We start from the raw sequence: 24,247 nt of genomic DNA, 5'->3' as shown, positions 1-24,247 counted from the left end.
GAGAGGGGCACCCCGGCCGCGACCGCTCAGACCCCCAGCAGCTCCTTCAGCGCTCCCAGGAACCTCCGGCTCACCGGCACCAGCCGCCCGGTCCGCGTCCGCACCTGCGCGCCCTCGTCGTCGCCGAGCAGGATCTCGTCGACCCGCTCCACGTTCACCAGGTGCTGCTTGTGGCAGCGGAACAGGCCGGTCCGATCCTCCAGCACCCGCAGGGTCAGGTCGGTGAAGTGCTCGCCCGCCCCGGTCACCACGTACACCCCGGCCTCCGAGGAGCGGACCGACTCGACGTCGGCCAGGTCCACCAGCTTGATGGAGCGGGCCCCCTGGCACGGGATGCGCCGGATGCTGGCCGCCGCCAGGGTGGCCGGGCGGGTCGAGGGGCCGCGGCGCAGCCGCTCCAGGGTGCGCGCCAGCCGCTCCCGCTCCACCGGCTTGAGCAGGTAGTCGACGGCGTTCTCCTCGAAGGCCCGCACCGCGAACTCGTCGTGGGCGGTGACGAAGACCACCTGCGGCAGCTCCTCGGGGTCGAGCATGGCCAGCAGCTCGAAGCCGGAGATGGCCGGCATCTGCACGTCCAGGAAGAGCACCGCCGGGCGCTCGCGCCGCACCGCCGGGATGGCCTCCACCGCGTTGGCGCACAGCCCCACCACCTCGAAGGCGCCGGTCTCGCGCAGCAGCGCCGCCAGCTCCTCGCGGGCGTTGACCTCGTCGTCGACCACCAGGGCGCGGATCACGGCGTCACCCCCTGGGCGGGCACGCGCACCGTCACCCGGGTCAGCACCCCGGGCACGCAGGAGACCGCCACGCCGTACTCGCGGCCCAGCAGCGTCTTGATGCGCCGGTCCACGCTGCGCAGCCCCAGCCCGTCGCCGGCCACCGGCTCCACGTAGGCGCCGGCGTCGTCCTCGATCTCGATGAGGGCGTGCTGGGCCTCGCGCCGGGCGCGGATGCGGGCCGTGCCCGGTCCCAGGGTGTTGGCGAAGCCGTGCTTGAAGGCGTTCTCCACCAGCGGCTGGAGCGTGAAGGCGGGCAGCTTGAGATCCAGCAGCGAGGGGTCGATCTCGGTCTCCACGGTGAGCCGGTCGGCGAAGCGGGCCTTCTCGATCTCCAGGTAGGCGCCCACGTGCTCGAGCTCGTCGCGCAGGGTGGCCAGGTCGGCCGGGCGCTTCAGGTTCTTGCGGAAGAAGGCGGCCAGGTGCAGCAGGAGGTCGCGGGCCCGCGCCGGGTCGGCCCGCAGCACCGCCGCCACCGTGTTGAGGGCGTTGAAGAGGAAGTGCGGGTTGACCTGGGCCTGGATGAGCTTGAGCTCCTGCTGGGTCAGCAGCCCCTTGGCCTGCTCGTAGCGCGCCGCCACCAGCTGGGACGACAGCAGCGCCGCCAGCCCCTCCCCCAGCGAGCGGTTGACCGAGCTGAAGCGGCGGTGGCGCGGCTCGAAGAGCTGCACCGTGCCCACCACCACCCCGTCCAGGGCCAGCGGCGAGACCAGCACCGAGTCGAGCGGGCAGTCGGCCGAGATGGGGCAGTTGTAGTGCTCCGTGACGCCGTCGGCGAAGACCACCTCGCCGGTGTCGATGGCGCGGCGGGTGAAGGTGGAGACGATGGGGCCCGGGGCGCGGTGGTGGTCGGCGCCCAGCCCGTCGAAGGCCAGCACCGCGGTGGCGTCGGTGATGACCACCGCCCCGGCGCCGGTCTCCTCGCGGATGATGCGGGCCACCTCAGGGGCGACCGCCGGGTCGAAGCCGCGGGCCAGCAGCCCCAGGGTGCGCTGCGCCACCCGCAGCGCCCGGGCCGAGGAGTCGGCGGCCACCTGGTCGCGCTCGCGCTGCCGGTCGCGCATCACCAGGGCGAAGAGCGCCGCGCCGATGGCGTTGGCCATGATCATGGGGGGGCCGATGGTCTTGACCACCGCCCACGGGTCCGGGTTGTGGGGGGACAGCGCCAGCACGAAGCCCATGTGCAGCACCTCGGCGCAGGCGGTGACGCCGGCCGCCAGCTGCCAGCCGGGCAGGCGGCCCGGCCCCTCGCGTCGCACCAGCCACAGGTGGATCAGGCCGCCGATCAGCCCCTCGGCGGTGGTGGCCACGGCGCCGGCCACCGCGGTGGTGCCGCCCAGCGAGAGGCGGTGGAAGCCGGCGGTGACGCCCACCGCCAGCCCCAGCAGCGGGCCGCCCACGAACCCCGAGACGATGGCCCCCAGGGCCCGGGTGTTGGCGATGACGCCGTCCGGCAGGTCGATGCCGAGGTAGGAGCCGGTGATGGTGATGAAGGTGAAGAAGAGCCAGCGCAGCACCCAGGTGCGCGCCGGCGGCGTGTCCGCCCGCGCCTGGAACGCCTTGGTCCTCGACAGCACGTAGAAGAGGGCCATGAAGAACGACATGGCCTCGACCAGCGAGAGGAGCAGGGAGAGCAGGAGGGGCAGGCGCACGGGGCCTCGGGGCCGGTCAGGCGCGCAGCGAGGACCCGATGCGCCGCTGCCCGGAGGAGGCCTGGCCCAGGGCGTCCTTCGAGCCGTCCCCCAGCTGGGCCACGGCGTCGCGCAGCCCCTCCAGCCGCGTCACCACCGCGCCCAGGGTGGTCACCAGCCGGGCCGCCTCCTCGGCCGAGGAGCGGCCGGCCTGGTCGAGCGCCCCCACCGCGCCCCCCACGTCCTTCAGCGTGCCCTGGATGGCGTTGGAGGCGGTGCGCGCGTCGTCGGCCAGCGTCAGCATCTCGCGGGCGATGACCCCGAAGGCCCGCCCGCTGTCGCCGGCGCGGGTGGCCTCCACCGAGGCGTTGATGGCCAGCATGCGGCTCTGCTGGGAGATGCCCTGCACGCCGCGCAGCGCCTCGTCGGCCGAGGCCAGCCGGTCGCCGGCGGTGCCGGAGGCGGCGCGGGCCTGCGCCGTGGTCTCGGCCGCCCTGGCCTGGGCCTGGCCCAGCTCGGCCGAGAGCGCCTGCAGCGCCTCCATGACCTGGCCGGTGGCGCTGGCCAGGGCGCGCTGGCGCCCCAGCTCCTGCAGCCAGGAGGAGAGCACCGCGGCCGCCACCCGCGCCATGGGCCGGGACAGCTCGAGCGGCCCGGCGATGCCGAAGGTGCCGAGGCGCCGCCCCTCGAGCACGATGGGGCAGTTGTAGCCCTCCTTGACCTTGGGATCGCGCTGCGCCTCCTCGGCGGTGACGAAGGCCTCGTCCACCTCGCAGCGCAGGATGCGCTGGGCCCCGGCGTGGGGCGTGCCGACGCGGGACCGGACCGTGGCCTCCCGGATGGTGCCCTGCTCGTCGCAGACGATGAGGGCCAGCCCGGTCTCCCGGTTGACGAACTCCACGAAGCGGGCGGCCAGCCGCCAGAAGTCGAGATCCTGTGCCATCGGGGCACCTTAGCAGGGCGCCAGCGGACCGGTCAGCGACACGCGGCGTCCGCGGGCCCGCCGGTCGGGGCGGGCGGCAGGAGGCCGGCCCCGCGGCGGATCTAGCCCACCAGCAGCACCGTGGCGCTGCGCGCCCCGTGGGCCCCGATCACCAGCGACTGCTCGATGTCGGCGGTCTTGGACGGGCCGGCCAGGAAGAGCCCCCAGCGCGGGCGACCGGGCAGGTCGAGCGCCGCGTAGGCGGCGTGCAGGTCGGGCACCAGGGTGGCCGCGTCCACCACCACCGCCACGTGCTCCGGGATGACCACCAGCGCGTGGTGCGGCAGGGCCGTCCCCTCGATCCAGCAGGCGCCGTTCTCGGCCACCCCCAGGGCCGCGGGCAGCACCACCAGGTCCAGGTCGGCCAGGGCGTGCGGGTCCTTCTCCGCGGCGGCGTCCAGGGTGGCGGCGCCCACCCCGGGCACCAGCGAGGCGATGCGCCGGGCCCCGGCGTGGATGGGCAGGGCCCGCAGCGCGGCGTCGGCGCCGGCCAGGTCGGCCACCCGCAGCAGCGTCCCGCCCACCGCGGTCACCGCCTCGGCGAAGCGGGCCGCCAGGTCGGGGAAGACGGCGGCCACGCCATCCAGGGCCGGGCGTGGCGCCGGGGGCGGGGCGTTCCGGCGCAGCGCCGACAGGATGTCGTCACGGGCGGCCATGGGTCCTCCGGTAGAGGTCGCGGAAGCTCTCGGGGGGCGGCGGCGGCAGGTCGCGCTGCTTGCCCCAGGCGCCCGACAGGGTGGCCATCAGCCCCCGCGGCAGGAGCCGCAGCGCCAGGCGGGCCAGCCGCCCGGCCAGGGCGAAGCGCCAGGGCGAGGCGAAGACCCAGGCGGTCAGCCGCAGGGCCAGCGTCTTGCCCACCGGGGCGAACCCGCCCAGCACCAGCTCCTTGCGCCAGGCCAGCAGCTGGTGGTGCAGGTCGATGCGCACCGGGCAGACGTCGGCGCAGGAGCCGCACAGGGTGGAGGCGAAGGGCAGGGTGGCGTGCGCCCCCGGCCCCTGGGTGGGCCCGAGCACCGAGCCGATGGGGCCCGGCACGGTGGTGCCGTAGCTGTAGCCGCCCGTCCGGCGGAACACCGGGCAGGTGTTCATGCAGGCGCCGCAGCGGATGCAGGAGAGGGCGCGCCGGAAGGGGTCGCGGCCCGAGAGGGCGCTGCGGCCGTTGTCCACCAGCACGATGTGCAGCTCGCCGCCCGGCTTGGGGCCGAGGAAGTGGGTCGCGTAGGTGGTGACCGGCTGCCCGGTGGCGCTGCGGGCCAGCAGGCGCAGGAAGACGCCCAGGTCCTCGCTGCGCGGCACCAGCTTCTCCAGCCCCATGCAGGCGATGTGCAGCGGCGGCAGCGCCGTGCCCATGTCGGCGTTCCCCTCGTTGGTGCAGACCACCACCGCGCCGGTGTCGGCCACCGCGAAGTTCACGCCGGTGAGGCCGGCCTGGGCCCCCAGGAACTTCTCGCGCAGGTGGCCGCGGGCCGCCTCGGTGAGGTACTTGGGATCGCTGGCGCCGGCCGCGGTGCCCAGCTTGTCGTGGAAGAGCTCGCCGATCTCCTCCTTCTTGATGTGGATGGCCGGCAGCACGATGTGGCTGGGCGGCTCGTGGCGGAACTGCACGATGCGCTCGCCCAGGTCGGTGTCCACCACCTCCAGCCCGCGCGCCTCCAGGTACGGGTTGAGGCCGCACTCCTCGGTGAGCATCGACTTCGACTTGACCACCCGGGTGACCCCGCGCTCGGCCAGGAGCTGGTGGACGATGCGGTTGTGCTCCTCGGCGTCGCGGGCCCAGTGGACCACCGCGCCGTGGGCGGTGGCGTTGCGCTCGAACTCCTCCAGGTACCGGGCCAGGTCGGAGAGGGCGTGGGCCTTGATGGCCTGGGCCAGGTCGCGGAGCCGCTCCCAGGCCGGCAGCTGGGCCGCCGCCCGGTCGCGCTTGACGCGCACGAACCAGAGCGCCTGGTCGTGCCAGTGGGCCCGGTCCACGTCGGCGATGAAGCGGGCCGCGGCGGCCGGGTGCCCCGGGAAGGGGCCGGACTGCTGGCCGCCCGGGTGGACGGTGGGCGCGGCGGGGGTGGTGGCGGGCGCGGTCATGTGGCCTCCCCGAGCAGCACCTCGGCCACGTGGCGGATGCGCACCGGGCGCCCCTCGCGGCGCGCCAGGCCGTCCAGGTGCATCAGGCAGCTCATGTCCACCCCGGTGATCACCTCGGCCCCGGCCTTGGCGTGCTCGTCGAGCCGGTCGCGCCCCATCAGGCAGGAGACCGCCTCCTCGGTGGCGGCGAAGGTGCCGCCGAAGCCGCAGCACTCGTCGGTGCGCGCCGGCTCCACCAGCTGGATGCCGGTGAGGGAGGAGAGCAGCGTCTTCACCTTGTCGAACGGGGGCACCTGCCGCTCCGAGCCGCTGGCCAGCCGGAGCTCGCGCTGCCCGTGGCAGCTGCGGTGCAGCCCCACCACGTGCGGGAAGCGCCCCTCGACGCGGCGCACCCCGAGCACGTCGTGCAGGTACTCGCACAGCTCGAAGGTGCGGCTGCGCACCTCCTCCAGCTTGGGGTGGTCGGGCGCCAGGCCCGGGTACTGGTGCTTCACCATGGCCACGCAGGAGCCGCTGGGCGCCACCACGTGGTCGTAGCCGGCGAAGGTGTCGAGGAAGCGGATGGCCAGCGGCGCCGCGTCGGCGGCCTGCCCGGCGTTGGCCATGGGCTGGCCGCAGCAGGTCTGGTCGGGGGGGAAGACCACCCGGCAGCCGTGGCGCTCCAGCAGCCGGAGCGTGGCCACGGCCACCTGCGGGTAGAGCTGATCCACGTAGCAGGGCACGAAGAGGGCGACGGTCGGCATGGAACGCGGATTCTGCGCCTGCCGCACCGGCGGCAGCAAGCGGCCGGCCGGGGGGAGGGGGCGATCGGTCGCGGCGCCGCGGTGACCGGCGCCCGGCCGCGGGGGACCGGTGCGGGCCGGGCGCCCCCGGCGGGCCCTGCCGTCGCCGCCGGCGTCCTAGTGCGGCTCGCCCGCCGCCTGCTTCTTGCCGCCGCTGGCCAGGAAGAGGGCCAGCCCGATGAGCGCCACCGCGCCGGCGGAGAGCACCAGCTCGTACGGGGTGGACGGCCGCACGACGGCCGCGTGCTCGAAGAACTTCACCACCAGCATGATGAGCACCACCTGCGCCAGCTTGCCCTTCAGGTCGTCGAGCGAGCGCACGTAGAGGATGGACTCCGCGAAGGCCGTGCCCTGGGCCACTTCGATCTTGGAGATGAAGAGCTCGTAGAGCCCCAGCCCGAAGATCACCAGGAAGGCGGCCAGCAGGAATCCGTCGACGATCTCCACCACGTGGGTGATGGCGGTGAGCCGCATGGCGGCCTGCACCTCCGGGGTGGCCCCCGGGCCGGCGTAGTGGAGCACGTGGCCCACCAGGGTCACGGTGTCCACCGCGGCCATGTAGAGCATGGCCGCCGAGCCGGCCAGGCTGGCGACCACCGCCACCAGCACCATCAGCCGGACGTTCCACAGCATCGCCTCGAAGCGATCCAGGACCTGCTTCATCCGCACCCTCCCTCGGGGGACCAGAAGGTACCACGCGTTCGACGCCCGGTCGGTTTCCACCCACGACTTGATCGAGATCAATGACCCGATGGGCCGAGATCGCTGAGGGTTGGTCCACCCGAATCGTTTTGCGCGCACGGATTGCGTCTCTCGGGGCGTGCCAGGAGGATCACCGATGGCCGACCAGCGACCCGATCCAGGCTCCAGGGCCCGTCCCCCGACCGATGGACGCCTGGCGGTCCAGGCTGGGCGGGCGGCGCTCCTCGGCCTGGTCGTCCTCCTGGCCACCACCACCGCGGCGCTCTCCTGCTCGAGCCGGACCGAGCCCGCCCCCGCACCGCCGGCCCCGCCCCCCGCGCCGGCCGTGGCCGGAGTGACGGCCACCGAGGTCGTCTTCGGGATGGCCTCCCCGTTCACCGGCGCCAACAAGGAGCTGGGCCGGGGCATGAAGGCCGGCATCGAGCTGGCCTTCGCCGCCGCCAACGAGGCCGGCGGCGTGCACGGCCGGAAGCTGCGCCTGGTGGCGCTCGACGACGGCTACGAGCCGGACCGCACCCTCGGCGTGATGAAGGAGCTGGTCGAGGAGCGCAAGGTCTTCGGCATCGTCGGCAACGTGGGCTCGGTGACCGCCGGCGTCTCCATCCCCTACGTCACCGAGAAGAAGGTGCTCTTCCTGGGAGCCCTCTCCGGCGCGCCGGTGCTGCGCAAGACGCCCCCCGATCGCTACGTCTTCAACTTCCGCCCCAGCTACGCCGAGGAGACCGCGGCCGCGGTGCGCTACCTGATGGACGTGCTGCGCCTGCCCGCCTCGGCCATCGCGGTCTTCCACCAGGATGACCCCTTCGGCCAGGCCGGCCTGGCCGGCGTGCAGCAGCAGCTCAAGCGGGCCGGCGGCGACCCGGCCAAGCTGCTGGCGCTCACCTACCGCCGCAACTCCAGCGAGGTGGCCGACGCCGTGGCCCGCCTGGCCAAGGCCGCCGACGTCCGGGCGGTGGTGATGGTGGCCACCTACAAGGCCGCGGCCCAGTTCATCGTGGCCGCCCGCGACGCGGTGGAGCGCCCGCTCACCTTCACCAACGTCTCGCCGGTGGACTCGAACGCCCTGGCCGACGACCTGCTGCAGGCCGGCACGCGCTACACCGAGGGGGTGGTGGTGACGCAGATCGTGCCGCTGCCGACCTCCCGGGCCACCGCAGTGACCCGCTACCGCGGGCTGCTGGAGCGCCACGCGCTGGGTGAGCGGCCCGGCTTCCTGACCCTGGAGTCGTTCGTGGTGGGCGAGATCCTGGTGGAGGCGCTGCGGCGCGCCGGCCCGGCCCTCGACACCGAGAAGCTGGTGGCGACGCTGGAGGGGATCCGCGACCTGGACCTGGGCATCGGCACCAAGATCAGCTTCGGGCCGGCGGAGCACCAGGGCTCGCACAAGGTCTGGGGCACGGCGCTCCAGCCCGACGGCGCCTACGCGGCGCTGGATCTCGAGTGAGGGAGGGCACCCCCATGCGCACGTCCTTCGGCCTGGCGGCGGCGCTCGCGCTGGCCGCCGCCCCGTTCCACGCCGCCGCCGCCGACGACCTGGTCTTCGGCATGTCGGCGCCCTTCTCCGGCGCCGCCAAGGAGCTGGGCCGCTCCATGAAGGTGGGCATCGACGTGGCCTTCGCCGCCGTCAACGAGGCCGGCGGGGTGCACGGGCGCCGCCTCCGGCTGGCCGCCATGGACGACGGCTACGACCCGGCCCGCGCCCTGGCGGCCGTCAAGGCGCTGCGCGAGAAGTACAAGGTGATGGGCTACCTCGGCAACGTCGGCTCGCAGGCGGCCGCCGAGATGATCCCCTGGGTGCTCGACCAGCGCCTGCTCCTCTTCGGCACGCTCTCCGGGTCGAGGGTGCTGCGCCAGGAGCCGCCCGACCGCTACGTCTTCAACTTCCGGCCCAGCTACATGGAGGAGACCATCGCGGCCGTGAAGTACCTGGTGGAGGTGCGGCGGGTGCGCCCGGCCGACATCGCGGTCTTCTACCAGGAGGACGGCTTCGGCGAGGCCGGGCTGGAGGGGGTGCAGAAGGCGCTGCGCCGCTACCGGGTCGACCCGGCCCAGGCGCTGCGCCTGACCTACAAGCGCAACTCGGCCGACGTGGACGAGGCGGTCAAGGCGCTGAAGCGCCACGGCGGGGTGAAGGCGGTGGTGATGGTGGCCACCTACAAGGCGGCCGCCCGCTTCATCGCCAAGGCGCGCGGCGCCGGGCTGGAGCCCATCTTCACCAACGTCTCGCCGGTGGGCAGCACCGAGCTGGCCGACGAGCTGCTGGCGGCCGGGCCCGGGCTGGCCGACGGCGTGGTGGTCACCCAGGTGGTGCCGCTGCCCACCTCCGGCGCCACCGCCATCCTGCGCTACCGCGAGGCGCTCAAGCGCTGGGCGCCCGACGAGCCGCCCGACTTCCTCTCGCTGGAGGGGTACGTCATGGCCACCCTGCTGGTCGAGGGGCTCAGGCGGGCCGGCCCGGGGGCGGACGTGGAGAAGCTGGTGGAGGCCCTGGAGCAGCTGCAGGGCCTCGACCTGGGCATCGGCGCCCCCTTGAGCTTCGGCCCCAGCGAGCACCAGGCCTCCCACCGGCTGTGGGGGACGGTGCTCGACGCCAAGGGCAAGTACCGCACCATCGACCTGGAGTAGCCCCTACTTGGCCGGCACCTGCGCCTGGTCCGCCGCCCCGGGCGCCAGGGCGGGCTTCCAGAAGCGCCGCCGCAGGTCGTCCATCAGCGAGTAGACCACCGGGACGATGCCCAGCGTCAGCACGGTGGAGGTGATGAGGCCGCCGATGATGGCCACGGCCATGGGCACCCGGGTCTCGGCGCCGTCGCCGCGCGCCAGCGCCACCGGCACCATGCCGGCGATCATGGCCACGGTGGTCATGAGGATGGGGCGCAGCCGCACCTGGCCGGCCTCCAGCAGCGCCTCGCGGGTGGCCTTGCCGGCGTGGCGCAGCTGGTTGGTGAACTCCACCAGCAGGATGCCATTCTTGGTGACCAGGCCCATCAGCATGATGAAGCCGATCATGGCCATCATCGAGAGGTACTGGTTGGCGATGAGCAGGCCCGCGATGCCGCCGATGATGGCGAAGGGCAGGGACATCATGATGGTGAAGGGGTGCACCAGGCTCTCGAACTGCGCCGCCAGGATGATGTAGACGAGCACGATGCCCAGCACCAGGGCCAGCAGGAAGGCCCGGCCGGCGGTGCCGAGCTCGCGGGCCTGGCCCTCGAAGTCGGTCACCACGCTCTTGGGCAGCTCGTCCTTGGCCACCTTGCTCAGGAAGGTCATGGCCTCGCCCAGCGAGTAGCTGCGCAGGTCGGCCAGGATGGTGATCTGGCGCAGCTGCGCCTGGTGCTCGATCTGCGACGGGCCGGAGGCGGCCCGGACCTCGGCGAAGGAGCGCAGCTCCACCAGCCGGCCCGAGGCGGCGCGCACCGCCACCGCGCCCAGCGCCGACGGGTCGGAGAGCACGTCCTCCGGCAGCTTCACCTTGATGTCGTAGGTGTCGCCGCCCTGGTGGAAGTCGGTCACCTTGTCGCCGCCCATGAGGGCGCGCAGCGCCTGGCCCAGCGAGCCGGCCGCCACCCCCACCGCGGCGGCCCGCTCCCGGTCCACGTCCACCTCGAGCTGCGGCTTGCCGGCCCGGTAGGTGGTGTCCACGTCGACGAAGCCGGGCTGCGTGGCCATGGCGGCCTTGACCGTCTCGACCGCCTTCGTCAGCTCCTCCCAGTTGGTGCCGCGCAGGTTGAACTGCACGGGCTGGGGCCGGTTCCCGCCGCCGGCCACCGGGCTGAAGTCCTGCACGCCCAGCGTGGCCGCCGGGCTGATCCGCAGCGCCTGGCGCACGTGCTGCTTGAACTGCTGCTGCCCGTAGGTCCGGCCGGAGAGCGGCACCAGGTTGACGGTGATCTCGCCCTTGTTGACCTCCTCCTGGGCGCCGGCGCCCACCACCGCGAAGGTGTTGGTCACCCCCGGGATGGCGCGCAGCTGCGCCGACAGGTCGTCGAGGGTGCGCTGGGTCTCGCCGAGCGGCGTGCCGGCGGGCAGCTCCACCGTGACCTTCACCATGCTCATGTCCTGCTGCGGGATGAAGGTGAACTTGAGGAGCCCGGCCAGGAAGACCGTGCCCACCAGCACCAGCGAGGCGCCGCCCAGGGTGGCCAGGCGGTGCGACAGCGCCCAGGCCAGGACGGCGCGGTAGCGGGTCTCGATGCCGACCAGCACCCGCTCGATGGCCCGGGAGACGCGCCCGTGGCCCTGGTGCTCCTTGAGGATGCGGGCCGAGAGCATGGGGGTGAGGGTCATCGAGACCAGGTAGGAGATGAGCACCGCCACCGCGACGGTGACCCCGAACTGGTAGAAGAACCGCCCCATGATGCCCTCCATGAAGGCCACCGGGACGAAGACCGCCACCACCGCCAGGGTCACGGCCAGCACCGCCAGGGCGATCTCGCCGGTGCCCTCCTCGGCGGCCTGCTGGGGCGCCTGCCCGTGCTCCAGGTGGCGCACGATGTTCTCGATGACCACGATGGCGTCGTCGATGAGCAGGCCGATGGAGAGCGTCAGCGCCAGCATGGTGACGATGTTGAAGGTGAAGCCCAGCGCCTGCATCACCGCGAAGGTGCCGATGATGGAGGTGGGCAGCGCCACCGCCGAGACGATGGTGGAGCGCCAGTTGCGCAGGAAGAGCAGCACCACCAGCACCGCCAGCAGGCCGCCCAGGATCATGTCCTCCTGCACCGAGGCGATGGAGGAGCGGATGAACTTGGCGCCGTCCACCACCAGGTCCACCCGGGAGCCCTCGGGCAGCAGGACCTGCAGCCGGGCCAGGCTCTGCTTGACCGCCTCCGCCACGGCCACGGTGTTGGCGCCCGACTGCTTCTGCACGATCAGGCCGATGGCGCCGCGCCCGTCCAGGGTGGCCTGGCTGCGGGCCTCGGCCGGGCCGTCGAGCACCTGGGCCACGTCGCCGAGCCGCACCGGGGTGCCGCCCGGGCTCATCAGCACCAGCGCCCGCAGCTCCTCCACGGTGCGGGCCTCGGCCGAGAGCTTGACCGACCGCTCCACGCCCGGCTCCAGGGTGCGGCCGCCCGGCACGTCGATCGACTGGCCGCGCACCGCCCCGACCACGTCCACCGGCGACAGCCCGTAGCCGGAGAGCGCCTGCGGCGAGACCACGATGGTCAGCTCGCGCTTGCGGCCGCCCACCAGGGTCACCGAGCCGACCCCGGGGATCTGCTGCAGCGCCGGCTTGACCACGTCCTCGGCCAGCTTGGTGAGCCGCTCCGGCGGCAGCGGCGCCGAGAAGGCCAGGGTGGCCACCGGGCTGGCCCCGATGTCGAACTTCTGCACCACCGGGGTCTGGATCTCGCGCGGCAGCTTGGAGAGGGTGGCCTGGACCTTGTCGCGCACGTCCTGGGCCGCCACGTCGGCCTGGCGCGCCAGGTCGAAGCGGATGACGATCTGCGAGACGTTGTCGACGTTGATGGAGCGGAGCGTGTCCAGGCCCGAGAGGGTGTTGAGGGCCTCCTCGAGCGGCTTGGTGACGTTGCGCTCGATCGACTCGGGGTCGGCGCCGGGCAGCACGGTGGTGACCGTGACCACCGGGAACTCGACCTCGGGCATCTGGTCCACGCCGATCTTCGGGTAGGCCACCAGGCCGAAGACCACGATGACCAGCGTGAGCATCCCGGTGAACACCGGGCGGGTGATGAAGGTGCGGATGGGGCTCATGGGCGGCTCCCTGGAGGGCGCGAGGCGGGGCGGTCAGTCGGCCAGCGGGGCGACCGCGTCGCCCGCCGCCAGCGTGCCCGGATCGAGGATCACGGCGGTGGCGGCGTCGAGGCCACCCTCCACCGCCACCACGCCCGGGTTGACCTGGGTGCCGCGGATGGCGCGCCGCTCGGCCTTGCCGCCGGCGATGACGAAGACGTACCGGTCGTCGCCGGCGCCCAGCACCGCGGTGGCCGGGACGTAGAGGCCGTCCTTGTCACCGAACCCGCCGAAGTCCACGTTGACCAGGGTGCCCGGCCGGAGCGGGGCGCCTGCCACCTTCACCACGTCCACCAGCACCTCCACGGTGCGGCTGGCCGGGTCCACCACGGCGTTCTTGACCCGCACCGTGGCCTCGAAGCGCTGGCCGCCGGGGGTGGTGACGCCGGAGACCTTCTGGCCGACGGCCACGAAGGGCTCGACGCCCTCCGGCACCGCCAGGTGGACCTCCAGGTGATCCACGCCGGAGAGGGCCACGATGGGCGAGACCGGCATGGAGGTCACCGAGTCGCCGGCGTTGCGGTACTTGGCGGTGACCACCCCGGCGAAGGGGGCCACGATGCTGGTGTCGGCCAGCTGCTGCTCGGCGGCCTTGAGGCCGGCCCGGGCCTGGTCGAGCTGGGCGGCGGCCAGGTCGCGGCCGGTCTCGAGCCGGTCGAAGGCCGACGCGGGCAGGGCCTGCTCGGCGGCGAGCGCGGTGCCGCGCGCCAGCTCGCGCTCGGCGGCCGCCAGGCCCGCCTCGGCCAGGCGGACCGTGGCCCGGGAGTTCTCCACCGCGATCCCGGTCATGGACGAGTCCATCTCGGCCAGCACCTGGCCGGCGTGGACCCGGTCTCCCACCTGGACGCGGACGCGCTTGATCTGGCCGGAGCCCTTGGCGGCCAGCACCGCCTCCTGGGTGGCGCGCACCTGGCCGGTGGCCCGGGCCAGGCCGGTCTCCAGCCGGAGGGAGGGCTTGCCGATCCGGACCGCCCGGGCGGCGCTGCCGGCGGCCGGCAGCGTGGCCTTGTCGGCCTGGTGGCCGCAGCCGGAGAGCACGCCGAGGCCGAGGGACGAGAGGAGGAGGGCGAGGCGGGTGAGGTTCATGGGGTGGCTCCTCGGCGGCCGGCGCGTGGGCCGGCCGCCGGCGTGGCGGCGATGCCGTGGAGGGCCAGGTCGACGACCCGATGCGCCTCCTCGGCGGGTTCGAGCCCCGGGGCGGGGTCGAGGATGAAGGCGTGGTGGAAGGCGTGGGCCACCGCGGCCAGCGTGCGGGCGGCCTGGAGGACGGGGCAGCGCAGCTCGGACGGGTCCACGTGGCGCGCCATCCAGGCGGCCATCTGGCCCTCGTAGAGGGAGGCGCCGACGCGGTACTCGGCCAGCGGGTGGTGGCCTGCCAGCTCCTGCGGTGGGTTGGTCATCAGGAAGGCGAAGACCTGGCGGCGGCTGCGGCCCAGCTCGATCTGGCGCGCCAGCAGGGCCTCCAGCCGGGCCTCGGCCGGGCGCGAGCGGTCCACCGGGGCGTCGAAGGTGGCCGCCAGCTCGGCCTTGAGGAGCCCGATCAGGCTGCGGAAGATCTCCTCCTTGGAGGCGAAGTACCGGTAGAGCGAGGGGGCGGCGTAGCCGGCGGCCTGGGCCAGGTCGGCCAGGGTGCTGGCGGCGTAGCCGCGCCGGGCGAAGACCTCGCCGGCGGCCAGGAGGATCTCGCGGCGCGCGTGCTCGCGGGCCCTCTCCTGGCGGGCCCGGGCCGGGCTGGCGGCGGGGGCTCGGCGGGCCGCGCTGGAGGTGCGAATGACCATTCGCGGCGCGTTATCGGTCGTTCGCAGCGCTCTGTCAACCCCGGAATGGCCCCGGCCCGGGCGCGCTCCCCGTGGTCGGGTGACGTGCGGGGCGCGCCGGAGGGGGTATGGTGGCTCGATGTCGGAGCACGCGGCGGTCGTCCGGGGCCGCCACCTCAAGTCCCTCGCCAGCTTCCTCCAGGAGCGTCCTGGCGGCATGACGGCGCTCGCCCTCCTGCCGCCGGACTGGCTCCCGCAGGTGACCGACGCCAGCGGACTCGACTGGCTGCCGGTGGAGCGCAACCTGGTCATCACCCGGGCGGTCTACGACGCCCTGGGGCCGGCCGAGGCGGATCGCTTCTTCCGCGACCACACCCTGGCCTCCTTCCACGGCCCCATCCTGAAGACCATGGTGACCAGCGCCGTCCGCATCCTCGGCCTGGCCCCGGCGTCCCTGGCGCGCTGGGTGCCCAAGGCCTGGCACCTGATCTTCCGCGCCTGCGGCGAGTGGAGCCTCGAGGAGGTGACGCCCGGCGCGCGGCAGGTGACCTTCACCCTCGGGGGCCTGCCGGCCGCCTGCGCCGAGGACCCGGTGTGGCTCCGCTCGGTGGCCCGCTCGCTCGAGGCCGTGCTGGAGCTGGCCCGGGTGCGTGGGGTGGTGGCGCTGGCGCCCCGCCCGCGCGGCGCGCGCCAGGCGGTGTTCCAGCTGCGCTGGTCCGGTGGTGGCGACGCGGCCAAGCCGCCGCTGGTTCCCTGAAGGGCCGGGGCCGCGCGCCCGCTAGGGGTGCGGCATGCCGCCGCCGCCGTGCCCTCCGCCGGTGCTGGCCACCAGCGGCACGTCGCCGAGCTCCACCTCCTGGCCCGCCACCACCTCGACGGCGCGGGTGACGCCGCCGAGGCGCGGCAGGAAGGCCTGGAGCGTCTGCGCGCCGGCCTCGACGCCCTGGATGCGGAACCGGCCGTCGGCGCCGGTGCCGTCGCCGCCCAGGTCCCGGCCGCCCACCGAGACGAAGGCGCCGGCCGCCGGCGCGCCGGCCGGATCCACGACGCGACCCGACACCGTCCCGCCGCGCCGGACCTCCACGGTGGCGGCCGCCTCGGCCCCGGCCGTGAGCAGCACCTCGGTGGCGCCGGTGCGACCGTCGGCGGTGAGCACGGTGAGCCGGTGGGTGCCGGGCGCGAGGTCGGTGAGGGCGAAGGTGGCGCCGGGCAGCTCGCGCACCAGCTCCCGCCCGGGGTCGGTGGTGTCGAGCCCGGCCTCCAGCGAGAGCGTGAAGCCGGCCACCGGGCGGCCGAGGTCGAGCACCTGGCCGCGCAGGCCCGCGGCGGGCTGCAGCGCCACCACCTGGGACTGGGCGCCGGCCGGCACCAGCTGGAGCGGCGCGGTGCGCCCGCCGTTGCGCGCGCCCACCGAGAGTGGGGCCAGCGCGGCCTCGCCGGAGACCAGCGGCAGCACCACCCGCCCGGCCTCGTCGGCCGGGAAGGCCAGCGGGCCGCGACCGCCGGCGCGCTGGGTCAGCACCACCGCGCCGGGGGAGGGGGCGCCGCCCGGCTCGCGCACCTCCACCGCCAGCGAGCCGCCGCTGACCGTGTCGTCGGCCTCGAGCTGGAGCTCCACCCGGGCGGTGCGGCCGGCCGCGACCTCCGCCACCGCCGGCGGCGAGCGGACCGCCCGCGGCTCGCCCGCGCCGAGCGCCACCAGCCGCCAGGTCCCCTCCGCCACGGCGGCGTGGAACGACCCGTCGGCCCCGGTGGTCACCGGCTCGGGCTGGCGGCCGGACATCGCCCCGGCGCCGGCCTGGAACAGGATGACCCGGGCCGGGGCCGGGAGCGGCTGGCCGTCCGGCCCGCGCACCGTGCCCTCGATGGCGCCGGTGCCGGCCAGGGTGAAGTCGGCGCGGGTGGCGCGCCCCTCCTCCACCCGCACCAGCCGCGCCGCGCCCGAGAGCGCCTCGGCCCGCCGCGCCTTGACGGTGGTGCGCCCCGGCTCGAGGCCGGCCAGGCGGTAGGTCCCGTCGGCGGCGGTGACCGCCTCGGCGTCCACCTGTCCCAGGGCGCCCCACAGCTTGCCGCCGCGGACGCGCGCGCCCGGCACCGGCTGGCCCTGGCCGTCGGAGACCACGCCCTCCACCGCGCCGGTGCCCGCCAGGGTGAGCGTGAGCTCGAAGCGCTCCCCCGCCGCCACCAGCAGGCCGCGGCGCACCAGCGGGGCGAACCCCTCGGCGCCGGCGTCCACGTCGTACTCGCCGGGCGCCACCCCCGGGAAGGTGAAGCGGCCGTCCGGTCCGGCCGGCACGCGCGCCAGCTCGCCGCCCTCGCCGGCCGGCGACAGCCCCAGGGTGGCCCCCGGCACCGGGTCACCGCCGCTGGTCACCACCAGGCCGGCCAGGACCGCCGGGGCGCCCAGGCGCAGCTCCACGTCGCGCACCACCTGCCCCGCCGCCACCACCAGCGGGAGGGCCCGGGCCGCGGCGGCCTCCCCGCGGCGCGCCGAGAGCCGGTAGGCCCGCGGCGGCACCTCGGCCGCGAAGCCGCCGGCCGGGCCGGTGGTCACCACCAGCACCTGGTCACCGCCGGTGAAGGCCACCTCGGCCCCCTCGGCCGGGCCGCCGTCCGGGCCGAGGACGCGCCCCTCCACCAGGCCGGCCGAGGAGAGCGCCACCTCCAGGTCGCCGCGCGGCACGGTCAGCCCGGTCAGGCGCACCCGGGCGTGGCCGGCCGCCTCGGCCTCCAGGGTGTAGCGGCCCGGCGCCAGGTCGTGCAGCAGGAAGCGGCCCCGCCCGTCGCTGGTGGCGTAGGCGCGCTCCTCGGCGGGGAGGTCGCCGCGCGGGGCGCCGCGGTCCGGCTCGCGCGAGAGGACCAGCGCCGTGGCGGGCAGCGGCGCCGAGGTGGCGCGCTCCACCGTGGCGCCGGAGAGGGAGGCCGGCGGCTCCAGCGAGAGCGCCACCTGGGTGATGGGCTCGCCGGTGGGGCGGACCACCTCGGCCAGGGCCGGGGCGAAGCCGGCGGAGCGGGCCGAGACCAGGTAGGCGCCCGGGGCGGCGCCCAGGTGGACCGAGCCGTCTGCGCCGGTGGTGGCCTGGGCCGCCAGGCGCCAGCCGGGGCGCCCGGTGCCGGGCTCGATGAGCCGGTGCAGGTAGACGCGGACGGAGGCGCCCGGCAGGGGCGCGCCGTCCGCGCTCACCAGGACCTCCAGGCCGTCGCCGCCGGCCAGCAGCGGCGCCTCGAGCGCCAGGGTGGCCGAGGGCGGCGCGTCGAGCGGGGCGGCGCCGGCGGGCCGGGCGGTCCGGTCCTGGCGGACCTCGCCGGCCGGTCCGGCCGCGGGCTCGTCGGTGGAGAGCAGCCGCCACCCGGCCAGGCCGGCGGCGAGGAGGACGACCAGGGCAGCGGAGGCGAGGAGGGCGCGGCGCATCGGCACGGGGGTGTAACACGCGAGGGCGGGCGGGGCTTCCGGGGCTGGGGCTGCGCCTCACCTCCCCGGCGCGCGCCTCACCGCCGCCACCGCCCCGACGCCCGCCAGGATGAGCGCCAGCGCCCCCAGGGCGCGCGGCCCCACCGGCTCCCCGGCCGCCGCGCCGATGGCCAGCGCCACGGCCGGGTTGACGTAGGCGTAGCTGGTGGCCAGCGCCGGGCGCACCCGCCGCAGCAGGAAGTTGTAGGCGCTGAAGGCCACCAGCGACCCGAAGACGGCCAGGTAGAGCCAGGCGGCCACCGCCCGCGCCGGCGGCACGGCCACCAGCCGCTCGCCGAGCAGCACCCCCACCAGCACCAGCGCTGCGCCGCCGGCCAGCATCTCGACGGCGCTGGCCATCAGCCCTTCCGGCATGGGCAGGCGCCGGCTCCACATCGAGCCCAGGGCCCAGCACCAGGTGGAGGCCACCAGCAGGGCGGCGCCCAGCGGGGCGGCGCGCAGCTCGCCGCCGGACTGCAGCAGCACCACCCCGGCCAGTCCGAGCCCGATGCCGGCCACCTCGGCGCGGGTCGGCCACTCGCGCCACAGGGCGGCCGCCAGCACGGTCCAGAGCGGCATCGAGGAGACCACCACCGCCGCCACGCTGGACGAGACCCACTGCTCCGCCACGGTGACCAGGCCGTTGGCGGCGCACAGGAGCAGCCCCACCGCCGCGCCTGAGCGCCAGCCCCGCGCCGGCGGATCGGGGGCGCCGCGCAGCCGCAGCACCGCGTAGAGCACGCCGCCGGCCAGCACGAAGCGGCTGCCGGCCATGAGGAGCGGCGGCAGGCCGTCGATGGCCATCCGGATGGCGAAGTAGGTGGAGCCCCAGATGACGTAGAGGGCCAGCAGGGACAGGAGGACGAGCCCCTGGCTGGAGGCCTGTGGTGCGGCGGTGGGGGAGGGGGAGGAGGGCACCAGTGCCTCGGCGGGAGGGCTATGCCTTCAATCGCCTGTTTGGAGGCGGGGAGGCAAGGCCGGGTTCGAGGAGGTGACGGCCGTGGTTGCTCCCTGAGCCTCGCGGGGACGCCGCTCGCCGCGCAAGCGCGGCTCGGGGGGGAGCGCGGGTCAGACCAGGGGCACGAACCGGACCTGGAGGAGGTCGCTCGAGTGGAGCGAGCCGTCCCAGTCGAAGCGGACCAGCCGGAGCCACTGGGGACCTCCCTGTGTGCCGACCGGGGCCAGCAGGCGGCCCCCAGGCGCCAGCTGGTCGAGGAGCGGCTGCGGCACCTCGGGCGCGGCGGCGGTCACCAGGATCCGGTCGAAGGGAGCCTCCTCGGGCCAGCCGAGCGCGCCGTCGCCGGTCCGGAGGTGGACGTTGGTGACCCCGAGCTCGTCCAGGAGCACCGCCCGCGCCTGCGCCGCCAGGCCAGGGAGCCGCTCCACCGAGTAGACCTCGGCGCAGAGGGGCGAGAGCACCGCCGCCTGGTAGCCGGAGCCGGTGCCGATCTCGAGCACCCGCTCGTCGCCGGAGAGCCGGAGGGCAGCGGTCATCAAGCCCACCAGCGTGGGCTGGGAGATGGTCTGCCCCTCGCCGATCGGCACCGGGGCGTCCCGCCCCGCCTCGGCGCGCCAGCGGTCCGGGATGAAGCGAGAGCGATCGAGCCGGGCCATCGAGGCGATGACGCGCTCGTCACGGATCCCCTCGGCCCTCAGCCGGGCCGCCAGCCCGTCGTCCATGGGGGGATCCTACGCCCGGCGGCCGGGAGGGGGAGCCCGACCGCGAACCCGGTCGCGGACCTGAACCCGGATCGGATCAGCGCGGCGCCGGCGTGCTCTCCAGCAGCTCCTCCACCAGCTCGTCGGGCGTGGCGCCCTCCAGCTCGGCCTCGGGGCGGAGCACCAGCCGGTGGCGCAGCACCGGCGCGGCCACCGCCTTCACGTCGTCGGGCGAGAGCCACTCGGCGCCACGCAGGGCGGCGCGGGCGCGCGCCGAGGCCAGCAGGGCCACCCCGGCCCGCGGCGAGGCGCCCAGCCTCACCCTGGCCAGCTGGCGGCTGCCGCGGGTGAGCCGCGCCAGGTAGTCGAGCAGCTCCGGCGCCACCGGCAGGGCCCGCGCCCGCGCCCGGAGCGCGGCCAGCGCCTGGCGCGACAGCACCGGCCGGACCCCGGCGGCGTCCAGATCGTGGCCGTCGAAGCCGCCGGCGGCGCGGCGCAGCAGCTCCAGCTCCTCGGCCGCCTCCGGGTAGCCCACCCGGATCTTCATGAGGAAGCGGTCGGTCTGGGCCTCCGGGAGCGGGTAGGTGCCCTCGTACTCGACCGGGTTCTGGGTGGCGATCACGAAGAACCCGGGTCCCAGCGGGAGGCGCTCGCCGTCGATGGTGACCTGCCGCTCCTCCATGGCCTCCAGCAGCGCGGCCTGCGTCTTGGGCGGGGTGCGGTTGATCTCGTCGGCCAGCAGCACGTCGGTGAAGATGGGGCCGCGCCTGAGCTCGAAGGTGCCGGCCTGCGGCCGGTAGACGCTGGTGCCCAGCACGTCGGCCGGCATCAGGTCCGGGGTGAACTGGATGCGCCCGAAGTGCAGGTCGAGGGTCCGCGCCAGCGCCTTGGCCAGCAGGGTCTTGGCCACGCCGGGCACCCCCTCGAGCAGCACGTGGCCGCCGGCCAGCAGCGCCGCCAGCAGCTGCTCCACGGCCACCGCGTGGCCCACCACCACCTTGCCGAGCTCGGCGGTGAGCAGGCCGGCGGCGGCCGGGCCGGGGGCGGCGGCCGGGTCGGCCGGGTCGAGGGGTGCCACGCGGCCGGTCACTCGCCGCCGAAGAGGAAGCCCAGGTTGGCCTGGACCAGCGCCCCCCTCGGCTCCAGCGTGAGGTCGGCGGTCGAGCCCACCGTGACGTGGACCGGCCAGGCCACGCTGACCTCCGGAAGGAGGCGGAAGCCGTCGCCCAGCCTCCAGGCGTAGCCCAGCGAGCCGCCGGCCCAGACCGCGTTGATGGTGTCGCCGGCGCCGGCGATGAGCATGTCGGAGATCCGCGGCCCGATGACCAGCTGGCCGCCGCCGGTGTTGACGCCGATCAGCAGCGGCAGGTGGACCCACAGGTAGGTGGCGCTCTGGTCACCCGAGGTGAAGGGGTAGACGCTCAGCGCCGGCGCCACGGCCAGGTCCAGGCCGCGCTCGGGGTCGGGCGAGCGGGCCAGGGCGAACTTGCCGTCGATCTCGGCGCCCAGGAACCAGAGCTTGCCGCCGATCTCCACCCGGTCGGTGACGCCGTAGCGGCCGCCGAACTCCACCGAGGGGAAGGCGTAGCTCTGGTAGGCGCCGGTGTCGTCCCGCTGGAAGTCCGTGAGGACCATGCCGCCCGGGGCGATGAAGAGCTGGCTCTCGCCCTTGGGCAGGGTGCGGGCGGTGCCCATGGTGCTGAACGACGGGCACCCGGAGAGGAGCGCCACGGCTGGGAGGAGCAGGAGGAGTCGCTGCAGCGGGGGGCGTCGCGACATGGTGGGTCCCAGGAGGACGGCGGGTTCCCGCGACGGTAGCGACCAGGCGGCGGGGAGTCAAAGCCCGCGCTCACGGCCCCTCATGGCCTGCGGCGCGGCGCCGTCAGGGCCAGCTCGACGTCGGCGGCCGCCTGCGTCACGGCCAGCAGCTGCCCCGGGCCGGGCCGTGCGCAGGCCGCCTCCCCGCGCCGCAGCGCCGCGGCGGCCTCCGGCGCGTGCGCCTCCAGCCGGGCGGCCGCCTCCGGCGCCGGGAGGTGGGCGGGCGGTCCGCGGCGCCCCTCCAGCCGGCGCCGCAGGCGGGCCCAGGAGGCCGCGGCCAGCGCCGGCTCGGCCCCGGCGCGGCGGGTCAGCGCGGCCAGCGAGCCGAGGTAGTCGGCGGCGGTGCGGCGCGCGGTGGCGGGCGGTGGGCGCACCGCGCCGTGCCGCAGGCCGAGCGCCAGGAGCAGGAGGGCGCAGGCCAGCGAGGCCTGGCCCGCCACCAGCAGCGGGAGACGCGGCGAGGGCGCGGCGACGCCGGTCGGCGGCAGCCACCGCTCGTCGAAGGTGATGGGTCCGCGCGCCGACAGCCTGACCCAGAGCGACAGGTGGTCGGCCTCGCCCAGGCCGTCGTTCTCGAGGAGCGCCGGCCCGCCGAGGACCAGCACCTCGCCGCGGCCGATCGCGATGGCCACCGCCTCCCCCGGCTCGCCCGGGCCGGCGGCGGGGCGCGCGCCGGGGTGGGTGGAGAGGACGCCCTCGCCGCCGCCGCGGAGCAGGAGCCCGCCGAGCAGCGGGTGGCCTGGCTGCCCGGCGCCGGCCGGGGTGACGCCACCCGGCGCGCGGCGCACCTGCAGGGCCGCCTCGAGCGCCGGCTGCGGGACGGGGCCGAGCACCCAGAGCGCCAGGCCTCCGCGGGCGGCGTGGTCGAGGAAGGCGGCCGCAAACTCGGCCGGCAGCGCCACCCGCGGCGCCACCAGGAGCCAGGCCGAGCCCGGCGCGGGCGGCGGCCCGGGCGCCTCGCCGGCGGCGGGCGGCGCCTGGCCCGGCTCGCCGCCGCGGACGGTGAAGGGTCGCCCGGTCGCCTCGAGCCAGGCCGCGGCCGCCCCGAGGCCACGACGGCCCGGGTTGCCGGCCGAGGGCAGGCGGGTCCGGGCGGCGTCGAGCTCGCGGCGCGGCGCCACCGCCGTGGAGGCCACCACCGTGACGAGCGCCACCGCGGCGCCGAGCAGGGCCAGCCGCCTCACCGGCGCGCCCCGGCGGCCGGCGTCGCGGCCTCGAGCCGGCGGGCCACCTCCACCGCGGAGCGGGCCTCCGCCTCGGCCGCCGGCTGGCGGCCGAAGACGGTCCGCTCGTGCAGCGCCGACAGGCCGGAGAAGCCCTGGTCCTTGGCGCGCGCCGCCAGCTCGGGGCCGGTGAGCGCCTCGCCGCCCTGGCCGGGCCAGCGCCGGCCGAGCGCGGCGGCCGCCGCGGCGAAGGCGGCGCGCACCGCGCCCGCCGGATCGCCGCGGGCCAGTGCGAGGGCAGCGGCCTCGGCGGTCGGCCCGGCCGGTCGCGTCCCGGTGGTGGCCGCCGTCGCCCGCGGGGCCACGGGGCCGGCCGCCCGGCGGGCCCGCCGCCGCACCGCCCGCCAGGCCAGCGCCAGCGCCACGGCCGCTGCGGCGAAGTAGACCAGGCGCCCCAGGCTGGCGTAGCGCTCCGCCTCCGCGGTGGTCAGCGCCTCGACCAGGCGGTCCCACAGCTCCAGGAGCCAGCGCCGCAGCGCCAGGCCGTCCAGCCGCTGGTCCCTGAACTCCGGGCGTGCCAGCACCTCGGCCAGCGCCAGCCGGTCGGCCTCGGTGGCCAGCGGCGCCGCGCCGCTCACCGCCCCACCTGCAGCGGCGCGCCGGCCGGCCCAGCCAGGCTGGCCGCCCAGAGCGCCACGTCCAGCCCCTCCACCCTGGCGCGCCGCTCGAAGTAGAAGACCGCCACCGCCGAGAGCGAGAAGGGCTGCAGCGCGGCGCCGGCGCAGGTCTCGAAGAGCGCCAGCCCGAGCTCGACGCCGGCCGGCAGGGACCCCGGCAGCAGCCCGAGCGGACCGCCGCCGGCCACCCGGCTGGCCGCCAGGCGCGGCAGGCTGGCCAGCGCGTTCACCGCCAGCGCGATGACGAAGGTGGTGAGGAGCAGGAGCGAGGCGCGCAGCCCCGGCCGGTCGAGCAGCGGCTGGCCGCGGCGGGGCGCCATGAGCCGGGCCGAGCGGCGCAGCGCCGCCAGGCCGCCCAGCCCCTCCACCGCGGCGACGGAGGGCGCCAGCACGGTGCGGAGCAGGACCACCAGGAAGAGCGCCAGGGCCCCGGCCAGCGCCCCCGCGACGCCCACCAGGGCGGAGGTGGTGGAGCTGGCGCGCAGCGCCAGCCAGAGGCCGGGCAGCGCACCGAGCGCCGGCGCCAGCAGCAGGGCCGCCAGCTGCCAGGCGGCGGCGCCGAGGGCGGCGCCGGCGCGGCGGGCCGTGGAGGGCGCGCCCGGGAGCGGCCCACCGGCCAGGCTGCCGGCCACGATGGCCGAGACCGCAGCGGTGGCCAGGAACTGGAGCACGGTGAGCGCCCCGCCCACCAGGCCGGCCAGCCCGGCCAGCCCGGCGGCGCGCGCCGCCAGGGCCTGCGGATCGGCCAGCAGGGCCAGGAGGTCGCCGGTGCGGGCCGAGGTGAGCCGCAGCAGGGCGAAGGCGGGCGCCTGCACCAGCAGCATGGCCAGGAAGAGCGGCTTGAAGTGGCGAGTGGTCAGCGCCACCGCCCGGTCGATGATGGCGCCCACGCCGAGGGGCCGGATGGTGAGGTCGCGGGGCGGGGCCACCGGCGCAGCATAGCCGCCCGCCTCCGCCGGCGCTCCCGGCCGGGCGCCCTGGGCGGACGGCGCTGCCCCTGCGGGCGCCACGGGAAG

The 24,247-nt window shown here is 76.0% G+C and carries 21 protein-coding genes; 3 read left to right on the top strand and 18 right to left on the bottom strand.

Translation table 11 applies throughout. From position 1 onward, the window contains the following. Positions 1-26 precede the first annotated feature (26 nt). The 7 genes from yehT to IPO09_21530 form a co-directional block, all read right to left on the bottom strand. The gene (yehT, locus tag IPO09_21560) at positions 27-734 is read right to left on the bottom strand and encodes a two-component system response regulator BtsR (protein ID MBK9519860.1); all 708 of its coding nucleotides are present in this window, start codon (positions 732-734) and stop codon (positions 27-29) included. Further along, positions 731-2,377: a sensor histidine kinase gene (locus IPO09_21555; protein ID MBK9519859.1), complete on the bottom strand. Its 1,647-nt coding sequence runs from the start codon at positions 2,375-2,377 to the stop codon at positions 731-733. The genes yehT and IPO09_21555 overlap by 4 nt, the downstream gene beginning before the upstream one ends. A gap of 64 nt (positions 2,378-2,441) precedes the next feature. Continuing rightward, positions 2,442-3,347, bottom strand: a complete 906-nt coding sequence (locus tag IPO09_21550; protein ID MBK9519858.1) for a hypothetical protein — start codon at positions 3,345-3,347, stop codon at positions 2,442-2,444. A gap of 101 nt (positions 3,348-3,448) precedes the next feature. Next, positions 3,449-4,042, bottom strand: coding sequence for an LUD domain-containing protein (locus IPO09_21545; GenBank protein ID MBK9519857.1), 594 nt, complete (start codon positions 4,040-4,042; stop codon positions 3,449-3,451). Beyond that, positions 4,029-5,465 (bottom strand): lactate utilization protein, encoded by a 1,437-nt coding sequence (locus tag IPO09_21540; GenBank protein ID MBK9519856.1) that lies wholly within the window; start codon positions 5,463-5,465, stop codon positions 4,029-4,031. The genes IPO09_21545 and IPO09_21540 overlap by 14 nt, the downstream gene beginning before the upstream one ends. Further along, positions 5,462-6,208, bottom strand: a complete 747-nt coding sequence (locus IPO09_21535) for a (Fe-S)-binding protein (protein ID MBK9519855.1) — start codon at positions 6,206-6,208, stop codon at positions 5,462-5,464. Before IPO09_21535 ends, IPO09_21540 begins: the two co-directional genes overlap by 4 nt. A gap of 156 nt (positions 6,209-6,364) precedes the next feature. Continuing rightward, positions 6,365-6,910 (bottom strand): YqhA family protein, encoded by a 546-nt coding sequence (locus tag IPO09_21530; protein MBK9519854.1) that lies wholly within the window; start codon positions 6,908-6,910, stop codon positions 6,365-6,367. 175 nt (positions 6,911-7,085) lie between these two features. On the opposite strand from IPO09_21530, the gene IPO09_21525 reads away from it, so the two are divergent. Together IPO09_21525 and IPO09_21520 are read left to right on the top strand one after the other, a co-directional pair. Next, positions 7,086-8,393 (top strand): ABC transporter substrate-binding protein, encoded by a 1,308-nt coding sequence (locus IPO09_21525; GenBank protein MBK9519853.1) that lies wholly within the window; start codon positions 7,086-7,088, stop codon positions 8,391-8,393. Between the two features lie 14 nt (positions 8,394-8,407). Further along, positions 8,408-9,574 carry an ABC transporter substrate-binding protein gene (locus IPO09_21520; protein ID MBK9519852.1) on the top strand — a complete coding sequence of 389 codons (1,167 nt, stop codon included), beginning with the start codon at positions 8,408-8,410 and terminating at the stop codon, positions 9,572-9,574. A 3-nt stretch (positions 9,575-9,577) separates the two neighbouring features. On the opposite strand, the gene IPO09_21515 is transcribed toward IPO09_21520, so the two are convergent. Genes IPO09_21515 through IPO09_21505 form a run of 3 tightly spaced genes read right to left on the bottom strand, consistent with a single transcriptional unit; the run spans position 9,578 to position 14,484 of the window. Next, positions 9,578-12,667, bottom strand: coding sequence for an efflux RND transporter permease subunit (locus IPO09_21515; protein MBK9519851.1), 3,090 nt, complete (start codon positions 12,665-12,667; stop codon positions 9,578-9,580). 33 nt (positions 12,668-12,700) lie between these two features. Then, complete coding sequence (locus tag IPO09_21510) at positions 12,701-13,792, bottom strand: efflux RND transporter periplasmic adaptor subunit (protein MBK9519850.1); 1,092 nt, start codon at positions 13,790-13,792, stop codon at positions 12,701-12,703. Beyond that, positions 13,789-14,484: a TetR/AcrR family transcriptional regulator gene (locus IPO09_21505; protein ID MBK9519849.1), complete on the bottom strand. Its 696-nt coding sequence runs from the start codon at positions 14,482-14,484 to the stop codon at positions 13,789-13,791. The genes IPO09_21510 and IPO09_21505 overlap by 4 nt, the downstream gene beginning before the upstream one ends. Before the next feature lie 118 nt (positions 14,485-14,602). On the opposite strand from IPO09_21505, the gene IPO09_21500 reads away from it, so the two are divergent. Then, the gene (locus IPO09_21500) at positions 14,603-15,220 is read left to right on the top strand and encodes a hypothetical protein (protein MBK9519848.1); all 618 of its coding nucleotides are present in this window, start codon (positions 14,603-14,605) and stop codon (positions 15,218-15,220) included. A gap of 21 nt (positions 15,221-15,241) precedes the next feature. On the opposite strand, the gene IPO09_21495 is transcribed toward IPO09_21500, so the two are convergent. The 8 genes from IPO09_21495 to IPO09_21460 form a co-directional block, all read right to left on the bottom strand. Beyond that, on the bottom strand, positions 15,242-17,875 hold the full coding sequence (locus IPO09_21495; GenBank protein ID MBK9519847.1) for a carboxypeptidase regulatory-like domain-containing protein: 2,634 nt from the start codon (positions 17,873-17,875) through the stop codon (positions 15,242-15,244). A 57-nt stretch (positions 17,876-17,932) separates the two neighbouring features. Beyond that, positions 17,933-18,832: a drug/metabolite exporter YedA gene (yedA, locus tag IPO09_21490; GenBank protein MBK9519846.1), complete on the bottom strand. Its 900-nt coding sequence runs from the start codon at positions 18,830-18,832 to the stop codon at positions 17,933-17,935. A 150-nt stretch (positions 18,833-18,982) separates the two neighbouring features. Next, the gene (locus IPO09_21485; GenBank protein MBK9519845.1) at positions 18,983-19,594 is read right to left on the bottom strand and encodes a protein-L-isoaspartate(D-aspartate) O-methyltransferase; all 612 of its coding nucleotides are present in this window, start codon (positions 19,592-19,594) and stop codon (positions 18,983-18,985) included. Between the two features lie 76 nt (positions 19,595-19,670). Beyond that, positions 19,671-20,651: a MoxR family ATPase gene (locus IPO09_21480; protein ID MBK9519844.1), complete on the bottom strand. Its 981-nt coding sequence runs from the start codon at positions 20,649-20,651 to the stop codon at positions 19,671-19,673. An 8-nt stretch (positions 20,652-20,659) separates the two neighbouring features. Continuing rightward, positions 20,660-21,352 carry a hypothetical protein gene (locus IPO09_21475; protein MBK9519843.1) on the bottom strand — a complete coding sequence of 231 codons (693 nt, stop codon included), beginning with the start codon at positions 21,350-21,352 and terminating at the stop codon, positions 20,660-20,662. 80 nt (positions 21,353-21,432) lie between these two features. Continuing rightward, positions 21,433-22,575 carry a hypothetical protein gene (locus tag IPO09_21470; protein ID MBK9519842.1) on the bottom strand — a complete coding sequence of 381 codons (1,143 nt, stop codon included), beginning with the start codon at positions 22,573-22,575 and terminating at the stop codon, positions 21,433-21,435. Then, positions 22,572-23,192: a hypothetical protein gene (locus IPO09_21465; GenBank protein ID MBK9519841.1), complete on the bottom strand. Its 621-nt coding sequence runs from the start codon at positions 23,190-23,192 to the stop codon at positions 22,572-22,574. Before IPO09_21465 ends, IPO09_21470 begins: the two co-directional genes overlap by 4 nt. Continuing rightward, positions 23,189-24,160: a hypothetical protein gene (locus IPO09_21460; protein ID MBK9519840.1), complete on the bottom strand. Its 972-nt coding sequence runs from the start codon at positions 24,158-24,160 to the stop codon at positions 23,189-23,191. The genes IPO09_21465 and IPO09_21460 overlap by 4 nt, the downstream gene beginning before the upstream one ends. Positions 24,161-24,247: the final 87 nt, after the last annotated feature.

Source organism: Anaeromyxobacter sp. (assembly GCA_016718565.1).
Taxonomy (GTDB): Bacteria; Myxococcota; Myxococcia; order Myxococcales; family Anaeromyxobacteraceae; genus JADKCZ01.
This window is presented reverse-complemented; position numbering and strand designations above follow the sequence as displayed.

Coding starts and splice junctions, on each gene's coding strand:
- IPO09_21555 (MBK9519859.1), bottom strand. CDS start 2,377: ATGTCGTTCTTCATGGCCCTCTTCTACGTGCTGTCGAGGACCAAGGCG.
- IPO09_21550 (MBK9519858.1), bottom strand. CDS start 3,347: ATGGCACAGGATCTCGACTTCTGGCGGCTGGCCGCCCGCTTCGTGGAG.
- IPO09_21545 (MBK9519857.1), bottom strand. CDS start 4,042: ATGGCCGCCCGTGACGACATCCTGTCGGCGCTGCGCCGGAACGCCCCG.
- IPO09_21540 (MBK9519856.1), bottom strand. CDS start 5,465: ATGACCGCGCCCGCCACCACCCCCGCCGCGCCCACCGTCCACCCGGGC.
- IPO09_21535 (MBK9519855.1), bottom strand. CDS start 6,208: ATGCCGACCGTCGCCCTCTTCGTGCCCTGCTACGTGGATCAGCTCTAC.
- IPO09_21530 (MBK9519854.1), bottom strand. CDS start 6,910: ATGAAGCAGGTCCTGGATCGCTTCGAGGCGATGCTGTGGAACGTCCGG.
- IPO09_21525 (MBK9519853.1), top strand. CDS start 7,086: ATGGCCGACCAGCGACCCGATCCAGGCTCCAGGGCCCGTCCCCCGACC.
- IPO09_21520 (MBK9519852.1), top strand. CDS start 8,408: ATGCGCACGTCCTTCGGCCTGGCGGCGGCGCTCGCGCTGGCCGCCGCC.
- IPO09_21515 (MBK9519851.1), bottom strand. CDS start 12,667: ATGAGCCCCATCCGCACCTTCATCACCCGCCCGGTGTTCACCGGGATG.
- IPO09_21510 (MBK9519850.1), bottom strand. CDS start 13,792: ATGAACCTCACCCGCCTCGCCCTCCTCCTCTCGTCCCTCGGCCTCGGC.
- IPO09_21505 (MBK9519849.1), bottom strand. CDS start 14,484: ATGGTCATTCGCACCTCCAGCGCGGCCCGCCGAGCCCCCGCCGCCAGC.
- IPO09_21500 (MBK9519848.1), top strand. CDS start 14,603: ATGTCGGAGCACGCGGCGGTCGTCCGGGGCCGCCACCTCAAGTCCCTC.
- IPO09_21495 (MBK9519847.1), bottom strand. CDS start 17,875: ATGCGCCGCGCCCTCCTCGCCTCCGCTGCCCTGGTCGTCCTCCTCGCC.
- IPO09_21485 (MBK9519845.1), bottom strand. CDS start 19,594: ATGGACGACGGGCTGGCGGCCCGGCTGAGGGCCGAGGGGATCCGTGAC.
- IPO09_21475 (MBK9519843.1), bottom strand. CDS start 21,352: ATGTCGCGACGCCCCCCGCTGCAGCGACTCCTCCTGCTCCTCCCAGCC.